This window comes from Paenibacillus sp. WLX1005, from assembly GCF_046603685.1.
Taxonomy (GTDB): Bacteria; Bacillota; Bacilli; order Paenibacillales; family Paenibacillaceae; genus Saccharibacillus.
The window spans coordinates 956,866-969,044 of sequence record NZ_CP176756.1; the positions used below are offsets into that span (position 1 = coordinate 956,866).

Consider the following 12,179-nt stretch of genomic DNA (forward strand, 5'->3'; position numbering starts at 1 on the left):
GCCTGGTTTGCCGTCCATATTTCGTTGAACGGATAAGGGAGGATATTGTGGAATTAACCAATCTTTCTTTTCTTCATGAGAACAAAAACAATCACCGGATCATCGGAGCCATCGCTTCCCGAAGCAGAGGCAGTAACTTTAACGGTTCGCTGCTGCATGATTTCGATGTGCTGATTATTGTCGTTTACCGACAGCATGAGGAAGAGGAAATCATCGAGCATCGTATGGATGCATTTAATACGAATATTCAAGTTATTTATGTCGACCGTCAAATGTTGGAAAATGATACGATTACCGGCCGCAACCCTATGCTGGTCGAACAATTCATGAATGGCGAGATCATCTGGGATACCGACCGCGAATTGGAGCGGATGCGCGAACAGTTCACTCATTTTTCTCGTCCACTGAGCGAGCGCCGTATTCTGCTGGAATTTGCTCAGTTTCTCGCCTTGTATGTAGAAGCTAAACGTCATATGCAAGAGCAGCAAACGATGGATGCCTACAATTGCATCTTTCAGGCGCTACAGCACTGGGCACGCATTGATCTGTGTGAAAAGGGGATTTACCCGGTATCCGCTGTCTGGGAGCAAGTTCGCGAACACAAGCTGGACGTACACAAGCTGTACGAGCAGCTCGCCTTCAGTACCGAAACGATGGAGCAGCGTGTAGAGCTGGTTCTACTCGCCTGTGAATTCTCCGTCATGTCCAAAATGAGAGAATGCTCAGAAGCCTTATTCCGCGTATTGCGCAGTCGCAAACAGCCGTGGAGTATCCGCGAATTAATGGATCATCCCGAACTGTCCCATATCGGCAGCAACCTGTCGATGGTTATTCGCAAGCTGGTCTATCGCTCACTCATTAACGAGACCATCACTTGGAAACCAACACCCGGCGGCGAACGCGAGATCCGTTATTGGATCGGCTAAGGAGATCAGGTACAAAATAGCGTCATAAACTAAAACAAAAAAGCATGCCCGAATAAGGCATACTTTGATCATTACTTATGAGTGGTTGGTTATAGACGATGAACGGTATTAACGATTGGAAACAGAATACTCATCCTGTAATGGATGTACCGGAAGAGCAATATCTGTCTGCTCTTCTTTTTGTTTTTGTAGCGAAGGCAGAATGAATAGCGAGAAGACGGCAAGCAGGATCATGTACAATCCAATCATATATCCGGTATAAAGGACACCAGTACGCTCAATAAGTACACCAATCAGGAAAAACCCTGGTAAACTCGCACCTTGCATTAGCAGTGTGTAGAAGCTGGATATCCTTGCATAATAATCCTGAGACGTAATCTCTTGCAAATACGAGTTCACAAACGTAATGAAAATACCTTGCGCAATTCCGCCAATCATGAGAGAAACAAGTAGAACTGGTAGCGGAAGCTGCATAGCATAAGCGACAATCACCAATCCGAAGATCAGACTGGGCAGGCAAAAGCCGATCTTTTTATTTATAGTTTTATAACACCACGGGGCAAGCAGGGAGCCGATCACGATTCCGCAAAGTGAAAAGATAGAGATCAAATACAGATTTTCCGTACCCATATGCAGAATTTGATTTAAATAAGAGATCAAAAAGATATCAATGGACGATCCAACAAGCCATGCCAATCCAAAGATGATAAAGATGCTACGAATAACAGGCGTTCGTTGTATAAATCGCACACCCTCAACAGCAAGTTGAAGTGTTTTAGCTGTTTGATTACTGTGATTGACAATATACGGGCGAATACGTAGTACAATGCTAGCCGAACATAGAAACGTTGCAATCGTCACGACTAACAGCATAGATAGGCTCATCCCTTGTTTGATTAAAAATGCACCCATCGAATAGGACAGCAACTTGCCAGTCATCATGGCCATTTGCAATTGACCGTTGGCGGAAGGGCGTAACTCCTCTGGAACGATCCAGCGCAGTAAAGATTGGCTGGCAGGCAGAAAAAACATATCGTTGATCGTAATAACGAACAACAGTGTATAAATTAGTGCTGGATGCTGCCAACCATAGATTTGCATGGCGATAAATATAACGATCAATAGCGCACGCGTCAGATCCGTTATAATCATCGTTTTTTGTAAATTGGATTTTTCAACAACGGCACCTGCTGGAATCGCAAACAGAAAAGCGGGGATACCGGCAGCTAAATAATAAAACGACAATCCTATACTCCCCGTTTGCTGCAATTCCAGCATTTTCAATAAGGCTAAAAATAATAAACCATCACCGATTAACGCTACAAAGCGGGCGAGAAACAAATATACAAAAGGTCGGTTTTTCCACAGCTTCATATGATCAACCTCAATTTGTTTTGGTTTCGTAAATCTGACCCGTTCTCAAATCCACACCTAACCCATACTCCTCATCTATCCAATCGACATTTGGCGAAAAGGAACTCTCATCAGTAAGTGTGTCGCCCCACTGATGCACATACTGATGATGACGATACCAGAAACGCCACAAATCCGGTCGCTTCATCAGGGAATCGCGAAATAGGGAATAACTATGATCCGCACTGCTCTGCAATTTTGTTTTATCTACAGCAAATGGTTTATAGGCGATCAGACGATTATGACCCGGTTCCGGTTGATCCGCGATTACAATACACAGTTCTTTTTTTAATAGCGATACCAGACGGTAAATCCCGCTACGCATCTGCACGGAAGAAGTCAAATGCTGACAAACGAGAGGCTGCGAATCCTCGCCGGACCCGGTATTGCCGTCGAGATAGAGGAGAATATTTCCACGGTTGCGAAGAATGCGTACCAACTTTAGACCGCTGCCCTGCTCCTCGGAAACAATATAGTGAATATCCGACTCTCGACGAATATCGTTCCATGGCTCCAGTTCCTTTTCGCTATCATACGAATCCTGATCCACCACCACATCCAGACGCGAATTCAGATTCTCCATCATGCGTACCAGTTCAAGACCGACATATCGATAGGCTCCATAATGAAACGTACCGAATACTCCCTTGTTTCGAACACATTGTAAAATATGCTCGGCACCGACAATCTCGTCAAAACCAGCAAAGGCATCTGGGGATAAACGATATTCATTTTGTTCCAGATTGTTCATGCGATATTTCATCCAAGTGGATTCAATATGATTGGTATCAGCGGAATCTAAGGGCAGCAGCTCTTTGGAGATGTTCACGAGTGCCATAAAATCATCATAGCCCAGTCCATGCTCTTTTTCATATCGAAGCAGTTGATCTAACTCATTTTGTAATGGTGTTGTTTTCGTATTCATGGGGGATGCTCCTTTCTGGAATAGACACAGATTGTTGAAGCATATGCAGTAGCTGAGAGAAGATATGAATCACAGTGTCATATTGAAAAGGAATATGTTCTGCGTTTATATCTGCGCCATGACCTTCGACCAGATCCATGCCGATGATGCCTGGTACATACCGCAAGCTGCGAATGACATCCAGCAATACATGTGCAGACGGACCACCAGGAGAAGGGAAATCAACAAAAGGAAATACAGAAGGGTCCAAAACATCGACATCGAATGAGACGTAGATATCATAATGATACGCTGATAACGATTCCAATATATGCTGTAGTTCTTGCGCATTCAATTGTGCAGCAGGAATACAGGATAGGCGTGGATGCTCATAATATTGCCCAAGTGAGCGAAGTCCCCGAACACCGAGCTGTATCACATGCTCAACAATTTGATTGGCAAGTAAATGACGCACAAAATTTCCGTGATGTACTTCATGATCCAGGCGTAGAGGATCAGAGCCGCAATCCAGGTGGGCATCAAAATGTAAATAAAGAATACGTCGACCATTCTGCTTCAATTGCTTCAGAATATGGTATGTAACCGAGTGATCGCCGCCAATATATGCGAATTTGGCGTTAGCGGAGCAAAATTGCCGAATCGGCAGTTCCAACGATTGTGAAAGTGCCTCAGCATTGTAGTCTTGGAGCGACATGTCGCCGCAATCATGTAGATGACAATGGGTGAGGATATGCTCCTGATAGTTTATATCGAAAATTCCACTGGATTGTGTACGTTCCAGTGCTGGGTAAAGCGGCGTTTTCGTACTCACATAACGTAGCGTCGCCGGAAACTGCCGTACCTTGCTGTCTGGATGGTTGGAGCCGTCAGCGAAGGGTAGACCCATAATATGAAGCTGTTCCGAATAAGGGGCGGATGGTAGAGAGGCGTGATAGAAGCATATATCCTGCGTAGGGCTGGAACATGTAACGTCTTCAGATAGCCAAAAGTTTTCCAAAGAAGAATCGCTAATGATTGCCTCGCCCCGAAGAGTTTTATCTAATACATATTTCGTCTTATTCATGTTCCAACCTTCTTCCTTTTATGGAATAGCGTACAAATTTCAGTACAACCTGTCCCCATATCAGCAGGCACAATAACAGGTACGTCCATTGAGCGTACGAATGAGACAATGCTAATATACTTTGTAAACCCGATAAGGCTGCTATCCAACTAATGCAAAATGAAAGGTACAGTAATATACTCCATATTCGCATTTTGAATGTAGCCATGTTTTCCAATACATAATGACCATCCAATCCATAAAATGGTAAAAGGTTAAAGAAAATATAAGGCATATAGATGAGCGCGATACAGGATAGCATCATGGAGAAAGGTTGCCAGATCAGAATCATAGAGAAAATAAATTGCAATCCTACGCCCGCTACACTGACAATGATATTTTGCTTTTCTGTCATCTCCTGTTCAAACGCAAAGTATGTTTTGAACTCTACCTGATACGAACGACGACTTTTGGCAATAACTACCTGATTAGCACCAAGAGCATAAGCACTTAACGCGTGCCCAAGTTCATGAATATACGTGCTTACGAACGTAAACAAAATATAGACCAACACAATCCACATAATGATCAGCATGCCCATTCCTCCTTGAGAAAAGGAATGGAGGTGCAAAAAGCCGAAGCTTTCTGCACCTCCTAAGTATATTAACAGCGGCCAGAAGCACAGCGTCCGCTTGCACAGCGACCAGAAGCATTTCTGCGGTTCGCTTCCAGTTCTTTCAGGTCTTTCGCGTCAACAGGTTTCAGAACGATACTTTTTTTCATGATGGACTCCTCCTTTCACGAGTAATATTTATTAAAAGTCAATTAGACCTTTAATCCATTTTCGTGAGGCAGTTCTTCCTGCTTGCCGGAAAAGATCACATCATGATTAGAAGCGGGATGCATGGTGGTCATACTTATTGTCAATATGGAGTTAACTGTTGAAAAAAATAGCAGCCCTGCACACAATGATTTGAATACAATGTTCATGATCACCACTCCTTATGTAAGAACTGAATTGATCATACAACATTGTCTAAAAGGGTGGAGAAAGCCGGAATGATCATATTTTTTGGGTTTTATTACACTTAATAACAAATAATACTTGTAGCGTGATAAAATATAATTGTAGGCATATTCCATGTATCATGAAGAAAGGAGAATGGCATGCAGCAGTATAATACGTTAGGATCAACTTTAAAAAAGTTCAGACTAGAAATGGGAATGTCGCAGCAACAGCTGGCACAAGACATATGTACTCAAGCGCAAATCAGCAAAATTGAAAAAGGTGACATTCTTCCGTTAAGCAGCACATTATCTGAGTTGACCAGCAGGCTTGGCATTACATTGGATTATTTCTTTTCGTTTGTAAGAAGCCCTGAATTTGATTACGTGAGTGATTTCTTTTATTTTTTACGAAAGCATGTTAGGAACAAAGAATACGATGAAGCATTATGGATGGTACAAAAAGAAAAAGATAATCCGCTATTCGATTCCAAAGATAAAAAGCAGTTTTTGTTATGGCATGAAGGCATGTGCCACTTTCAGATTTATAAAAATGCCGACTATGCAATGCAATGTCTGTATGCGTCACTCGACCTCACACCGCAAATCAATCGAATCTACTCTGAACGTCAAACCGAGATTCTGAACAGCATCGGAATTATTCACGACCAATTGCACGAATACAGCCAAGCAGCAGAGATATTTCATACTGCATTACAAAGCTTGGACAAACTTCCTCTAGTACAGGATCGTAATATCCAATTACGTCTCTACTACAATCTATCCAAAGCATTAATCAATCTGGAGCAATATCAGAACTCTTTATTGTATTGTCAAAAAGGAATCAAACTATGCATTCAGGAAGAACGTCTGTACTTATTTGGAGAATTACATTATCAAATGGGGATCAATCTAGTAAATCTTAAACGAAGAGAAGAAGGTAGGAGTTATATCAATAAAGCAAGAAGTATATTTGAACTTACCCATAAAACAGAGCTAATTACAATTGTAGATAGAGAATTGAATTCATGGTCTTCATAGAACAGCAAATAGTCGAGCTATGCTTATGAAGCTAGAGAGTAAACATGTAATCCCCTTTAAGGTAGTAGATACAAGTGTCCAAGCCTTATTTCATGAATGTTAGATACTAGAAAACAATCTATATCATAATCCGATTTTTATCATAGATCAGAAAAGGATTTCACATTAGAATAGGAATCAACCAAATAAGTTGTAAAGACAAAGTGGTGACCTTTATAGATCGATAATAAAATGCTAAATAAATAGTTGACTCAAACAATTCATTTATGATAAATTATAAAACGTTCCGCTTAAAGCTTTTACAGTTTTACAAGCAGAATAAACAATGTCATTAATTTCAATCAAACAAACTTTTAAATGATTTTGAAAAAAAATTGTTGACGAAATAATTGATAACATGATATGATCTAAGAGTTGTCACGAACGAGTGATAGCGATGTGAGGTATATCATAAAGATCCAAGTTAAACACTTGAAAAGAGAAAAACTCCTTTAAAAAAGTGCTTGACGAAAGAAACACAACATGATAAGATATAAAAGTTGCTGCGAGAAATATTGAGCGGTAACGAAAGAGCTTGATCTTTGAAAACTGAACAACGAGTGAGTGAAGAACTTTCGTTCTTCAAACAATAGAGAACAGCAATGTTCTCGCCAGCAAGCATTGAGCAAGTCAAACACTTTTATGGAGAGTTTGATCCTGGCTCAGGACGAACGCTGGCGGCGTGCCTAATACATGCAAGTCGAGCGGAGTTAATAGAAAGCTTGCTTTCTTGAGACTTAGCGGCGGACGGGTGAGTAACACGTAGGCAACCTGCCCTTTAGCCTGGGATAACTACCGGAAACGGTAGCTAATACCGGATACTTTCGATGTCTGCATGGACGACGAACGAAAGACGGAGCAATCTGTCACTGAAGGATGGGCCTGCGGCGCATTAGCTAGTTGGTGGGGTAACGGCTCACCAAGGCGACGATGCGTAGCCGACCTGAGAGGGTGATCGGCCACACTGGGACTGAGACACGGCCCAGACTCCTACGGGAGGCAGCAGTAGGGAATCTTCCGCAATGGGCGAAAGCCTGACGGAGCAACGCCGCGTGAGTGATGAAGGTTTTCGGATCGTAAAGCTCTGTTGCCAGGGAAGAACGTTTTCTAGAGTAACTGCTAGAGAAGTGACGGTACCTGAGAAGAAAGCCCCGGCTAACTACGTGCCAGCAGCCGCGGTAATACGTAGGGGGCAAGCGTTGTCCGGAATTATTGGGCGTAAAGCGCGCGCAGGCGGTCATGTAAGTCTGGTGTTTAATCCCGAAGCTCAACTTCGGGTCGCATCGGAAACTGGGTGACTTGAGTGCAGAAGAGGAGAGTGGAATTCCACGTGTAGCGGTGAAATGCGTAGAGATGTGGAGGAACACCAGTGGCGAAGGCGACTCTCTGGGCTGTAACTGACGCTGAGGCGCGAAAGCGTGGGGAGCAAACAGGATTAGATACCCTGGTAGTCCACGCCGTAAACGATGAATGCTAGGTGTTAGGGGTTTCGATACCCTTGGTGCCGAAGTTAACACATTAAGCATTCCGCCTGGGGAGTACGGTCGCAAGACTGAAACTCAAAGGAATTGACGGGGACCCGCACAAGCAGTGGAGTATGTGGTTTAATTCGAAGCAACGCGAAGAACCTTACCAGGTCTTGACATCAGAATGACCGGTACAGAGATGTACCTTTTCTTCGGAACATTCCAGACAGGTGGTGCATGGTTGTCGTCAGCTCGTGTCGTGAGATGTTGGGTTAAGTCCCGCAACGAGCGCAACCCTTATGCTTAGTTGCCAGCATGTAATGATGGGCACTCTAAGCAGACTGCCGGTGACAAACCGGAGGAAGGTGGGGATGACGTCAAATCATCATGCCCCTTATGACCTGGGCTACACACGTACTACAATGGCCGGTACAACGGGAGGCGAAGCCGCGAGGTGGAGCGAATCCTAAAAAGCCGGTCTCAGTTCGGATTGCAGGCTGCAACTCGCCTGCATGAAGTCGGAATTGCTAGTAATCGCGGATCAGCATGCCGCGCGGTGAATACGTTCCCGGGTCTTGTACACACCGCCCGTCACACCACGAGAGTTTGCAACACCCGAAGTCGGTGGGGTAACCGCAAGGAGCCAGCCGCCGAAGGTGGGGTAGATGATTGGGGTGAAGTCGTAACAAGGTAGCCGTATCGGAAGGTGCGGCTGGATCACCTCCTTTCTATGGAGAATCGTCTTCTGCAACGAAGACATTCAACTCTAAGTCGTTTGGGAAACCAGACGCGGGTCACTACGTTGACCGACATTCACTTCGTTGTTCAGTTTTGAGAGGTTAATCTCTCGATGTAGATTGCGTCATCGTTTGGTGGTGATGGCGGAGGGGTTCCACACGTACCCATCCCGAACACGACCGTTAAGCCCTCCAGCGCCGATGGTACTTGGACCGCAGGGTCCTGGGAGAGTAGGACGCTGCCAAGCGATGCATCTTCATCATTTCTATTGTGGGCCCTTAGCTCAGTTGGTTAGAGCGCACCTCTGATAAGGGTGTGGGGTCGGTGGTTCGAGTCCACCAGGGCCCACCATTTTTTATTTCATACTGTATATGGGGCCATAGCTCAGCTGGGAGAGCGCCTGCCTTGCAAGCAGGAGGTCAGCGGTTCGATCCCGCTTGGCTCCACCAATATTATTTTGACAAGTTGATCCTTGAAAACTGGATACCGAAACGAAACATCGCGTTTTAGAAGACTGTTCTTACTGAACACTGTGTAAACAGGATCGGTAACGAAGAGTAAGATAGGTTCTTCTTTTGATAAGAAGACCACCAACTAGGTTAAGCTAGTAAGAGCACACGGTGGATGCCTAGGCGCTAGGAGCCGACGAAGGACGTGGCGAACAACGATAAGGCCTCGGGGAGCTGTAAGCAAGCTTTGATCCGGGGATGTCCGAATGGGGAAACCTCACTGGATTCATCTCCAGTGACTCACATCTGAATACATAGGATGTGTAGAGGCAGACGAGGGGAACTGAAACATCTAAGTACCCTCAGGAAGAGAAAACAAGAGTGATTCCGTCAGTAGCGGCGAGCGAACGCGGAACAGCCTAAACCAAGAAGCTTGCTTCTTGGGGTTGTGGGACGTCTCTTTGGAGTGACAAAGGAATATGGTAGATGAAGAGGTCTGGAACGGCCCGCCGTAGAAGGTGAAAGCCCTGTAGTTGAAAGTATATTCCCTCCGAGACGGATCCCGAGTAGTGCGGGGCACGTGAAACCCCGTATGAATCTGCCAGGACCATCTGGTAAGGCTAAATACTCCCTAGCGACCGATAGTGAAGCAGTACCGTGAGGGAAAGGTGAAAAGGACCCCGGAAGGGGAGTGAAATAGAACCTGAAACCGTGTGCTTACAAGAAGTCAGAGCCCGATCTATGGGTGATGGCGTGCCTTTTGTAGAATGAACCGGCGAGTTACGTTCCCGTGCAAGGTTAAGGTGAGAAGCCGGAGCCGCAGCGAAAGCGAGTCTGAATAGGGCGACTGTAGTACGTGGACGTAGACCCGAAACCGGGTGATCTACCCCTGTCCAGGATGAAGGTACGGTAACACGTACTGGAGGTCCGAACCCACGCACGTTGAAAAGTGCGGGGATGAGGTGGGGGTAGCGGAGAAATTCCAATCGAACCCGGAGATAGCTGGTTCTCCCCGAAATAGCTTTAGGGCTAGCCTCGGAAGGTGAGTCGCGGAGGTAGAGCACTGATTGGATGCGGGGCCCGCAAGGGTTACCAAGTTCAGTCAAACTCCGAATGCCGCAGACTTTATTCCGGGAGTCAGACAGTGGGTGCTAAGGTCCATTGTCGAAAGGGAAACAGCCCAGACCATCAGCTAAGGTCCCGAAGTGTGTGTTAAGTGGGAAAGGATGTGGAGTTGCCCAGACAACCAGGATGTTGGCTTAGAAGCAGCCACCATTGAAAGAGTGCGTAATAGCTCACTGGTCGAGTGACTCTGCGCCGAAAATGTAACGGGGCTAAACACACCACCGAAGCTATGGCTTGATACATCTGTATCAGGGGTAGGGGAGCGTTGAATGAGGATTGAAGGTGTACCGCAAGGAGCGCTGGACATCATTCAAGTGAGAATGCCGGTATGAGTAACGAAAAGATCAGTGAGAATCTGATCCGCCGAAAACCTAAGGGTTCCTGAGGAAGGCTCGTCCTCTCAGGGTAAGTCGGGACCTAAGGCGAGGCCGAAAGGCGTAGTCGACGGACAACAGGTTGAAATTCCTGTACCACCGAAAGCCGCTATGAGCAACGGGGTGACGCAGGAGGGTAGTGACGCAGGCTGATGGATGCCTGTCTAAGCAGTGAGACTGGTGTGTAGGTAAATCCGCACACTCTAAGGTCAAGCTGTGATGGGGAGCGAAACTTACAGTAGCGAAGGTCATGATCTCACACTGCCAAGAAAAGCCTCTAGCCAGGAAGCAGGTGCCCGTACCGCAAACCGACACAGGTAGGTGAGAAGAGAATTCTAAGGCGCGCGGAAGAACTCTCGTTAAGGAACTCGGCAAAATGACCCCGTAACTTCGGGAGAAGGGGTGCCCCGGTAGTGTGAATAGCACGAGGGGGCCGCAGTGAAAAGGCCCAAGCGACTGTTTAGCAAAAACACAGGTCTGTGCGAAGCCGCAAGGCGAAGTATACGGGCTGACGCCTGCCCGGTGCTGGAAGGTTAAGGGGAGTGGTTAGTCTTCGGGCGAAGCTATGAACCGAAGCCCCAGTAAACGGCGGCCGTAACTATAACGGTCCTAAGGTAGCGAAATTCCTTGTCAGGTAAATTCTGACCCGCACGAATGGCGTAACGATTTGGGCGCTGTCTCAACGAGAGATCCGGTGAAATTTTAATACCTGTGAAGATGCAGGTTACCCGCGACAAGACGGAAAGACCCCATGGAGCTTTACTGCAGCTTGATATTGAACTGGGGTGCGATTTGTACAGGATAGGTGGGAGCCTTGGAAGAGGGAGCGCAAGCTTCCTTGGAGGCGCCGTTGGGATACCACCCTGATCGCATCTGAGTTCTAACCTAGTACCGTGATCCGGTACGGGGACCGTGTCAGGTGGGCAGTTTGACTGGGGCGGTCGCCTCCTAAAATGTAACGGAGGCGCCCTAAGGTTCCCTCAGAATGGTTGGAAATCATTCGAAGAGTGCAAAGGCAAAAGGGAGCTTGACTGCGAGACCTACAAGTCGAGCAGGGACGAAAGTCGGGCTTAGTGATCCGGTGGTACCGCATGGAAGGGCCATCGCTCAACGGATAAAAGCTACCCTGGGGATAACAGGCTTATCTCCCCCAAGAGTCCACATCGACGGGGAGGTTTGGCACCTCGATGTCGGCTCATCGCATCCTGGGGCTGAAGTAGGTCCCAAGGGTTGGGCTGTTCGCCCATTAAAGCGGTACGCGAGCTGGGTTCAGAACGTCGTGAGACAGTTCGGTCCCTATCTGTCGTGGGCGTAGGAAATTTGAGAGGAGCTGTCCTTAGTACGAGAGGACCGGGATGGACGCACCGCTGGTGTACCAGTTGTTCCGCCAGGAGCATCGCTGGGTAGCTACGTGCGGACGGGATAAGCGCTGAAAGCATCTAAGCGTGAAGCCCCCCTCAAGATGAGATTTCCCAAGTAGTAAGACCCCTTGAAGACGACGAGGTTGATAGGTTGGGGGTGGAAGTGCAGCAATGCATGGAGCTGACCAATACTAATCGGTCGAGGGCTTATCCAAGATTCTAAACACGCGATGGATCGTTTCGGATTCAGTTTTCAGGTGATCAACACATCTGCA

The 12,179-nt window shown here is 46.4% G+C and carries 7 protein-coding genes, 2 tRNA genes and 3 rRNA genes; 7 read left to right on the forward strand and 5 right to left on the reverse strand.

Features of this window, described 5'->3' with window-relative positions; all coding sequences use genetic code 11:
* Positions 1–47: 47 nt before the first annotated feature.
* Positions 48–926, forward strand: coding sequence for a nucleotidyltransferase-like protein (locus tag ACE3MZ_RS04150; protein ID WP_411345245.1), 879 nt, complete (start codon positions 48–50; stop codon positions 924–926).
* 108 nt (positions 927–1,034) lie between these two features.
* On the opposite strand, the gene ACE3MZ_RS04155 is transcribed toward ACE3MZ_RS04150, so the two are convergent.
* The 5 genes from ACE3MZ_RS04155 to ACE3MZ_RS04175 form a co-directional block, all read right to left on the reverse strand.
* Positions 1,035–2,300 carry an MFS transporter gene (locus ACE3MZ_RS04155; RefSeq protein ID WP_411345246.1) on the reverse strand — a complete coding sequence of 422 codons (1,266 nt, stop codon included), beginning with the start codon at positions 2,298–2,300 and terminating at the stop codon, positions 1,035–1,037.
* 10 nt (positions 2,301–2,310) lie between these two features.
* On the reverse strand, positions 2,311–3,264 hold the full coding sequence (locus ACE3MZ_RS04160; RefSeq protein WP_411345247.1) for a hypothetical protein: 954 nt from the start codon (positions 3,262–3,264) through the stop codon (positions 2,311–2,313).
* Entirely contained in the window at positions 3,233–4,327 is a 1,095-nt protein-coding gene (locus ACE3MZ_RS04165) for an arginase family protein (RefSeq protein WP_411345248.1), read from the reverse strand. The genes ACE3MZ_RS04160 and ACE3MZ_RS04165 overlap by 32 nt, the downstream gene beginning before the upstream one ends.
* A complete protein-coding gene (locus ACE3MZ_RS04170; RefSeq protein WP_411345249.1) occupies positions 4,320–4,901 on the reverse strand; it encodes a hypothetical protein in 582 nt (193 codons plus the stop codon). Before ACE3MZ_RS04170 ends, ACE3MZ_RS04165 begins: the two co-directional genes overlap by 8 nt.
* A gap of 230 nt (positions 4,902–5,131) precedes the next feature.
* Positions 5,132–5,296 (reverse strand): hypothetical protein, encoded by a 165-nt coding sequence (locus ACE3MZ_RS04175; protein WP_411345250.1) that lies wholly within the window; start codon positions 5,294–5,296, stop codon positions 5,132–5,134.
* A gap of 177 nt (positions 5,297–5,473) precedes the next feature.
* Between ACE3MZ_RS04175 and ACE3MZ_RS04180 the strand changes: the two genes are divergently transcribed.
* The 6 genes from ACE3MZ_RS04180 (at position 5,474) to ACE3MZ_RS04205 (ending at position 12,119) form a co-directional block, all read left to right on the forward strand.
* A complete protein-coding gene (locus ACE3MZ_RS04180) occupies positions 5,474–6,352 on the forward strand; it encodes a helix-turn-helix domain-containing protein (RefSeq protein WP_411345251.1) in 879 nt (292 codons plus the stop codon).
* A gap of 678 nt (positions 6,353–7,030) precedes the next feature.
* Positions 7,031–8,585: ribosomal RNA gene (locus tag ACE3MZ_RS04185) — 16S ribosomal RNA — on the forward strand.
* 140 nt (positions 8,586–8,725) lie between these two features.
* Positions 8,726–8,842: ribosomal RNA gene (gene rrf / locus ACE3MZ_RS04190) — 5S ribosomal RNA — on the forward strand.
* A gap of 25 nt (positions 8,843–8,867) precedes the next feature.
* A tRNA-Ile gene (locus tag ACE3MZ_RS04195) sits at positions 8,868–8,946 on the forward strand.
* 22 nt (positions 8,947–8,968) lie between these two features.
* Positions 8,969–9,044, forward strand: a tRNA-Ala gene (locus ACE3MZ_RS04200).
* A 148-nt stretch (positions 9,045–9,192) separates the two neighbouring features.
* Positions 9,193–12,119: ribosomal RNA gene (locus tag ACE3MZ_RS04205) — 23S ribosomal RNA — on the forward strand.
* Together the 16S, 23S and 5S rRNA genes with 2 tRNA genes alongside form the textbook arrangement of a ribosomal RNA operon.
* Positions 12,120–12,179 lie beyond the last annotated feature (60 nt).

What these genes read in the sequence shown, in the direction of transcription:
- ACE3MZ_RS04155 (WP_411345246.1), bottom strand. Translation starts at nt 2,300, where the DNA reads ATGAAGCTGTGGAAAAACCGACCTTTTGTATATTTGTTTCTCGCCCGC.
- ACE3MZ_RS04160 (WP_411345247.1), bottom strand. Translation starts at nt 3,264, where the DNA reads ATGAATACGAAAACAACACCATTACAAAATGAGTTAGATCAACTGCTT.
- ACE3MZ_RS04165 (WP_411345248.1), bottom strand. Translation starts at nt 4,327, where the DNA reads ATGAATAAGACGAAATATGTATTAGATAAAACTCTTCGGGGCGAGGCA.
- ACE3MZ_RS04170 (WP_411345249.1), bottom strand. Translation starts at nt 4,901, where the DNA reads ATGCTGATCATTATGTGGATTGTGTTGGTCTATATTTTGTTTACGTTC.
- ACE3MZ_RS04175 (WP_411345250.1), bottom strand. Translation starts at nt 5,296, where the DNA reads ATGAACATTGTATTCAAATCATTGTGTGCAGGGCTGCTATTTTTTTCA.
- ACE3MZ_RS04180 (WP_411345251.1), top strand. Translation starts at nt 5,474, where the DNA reads ATGCAGCAGTATAATACGTTAGGATCAACTTTAAAAAAGTTCAGACTA.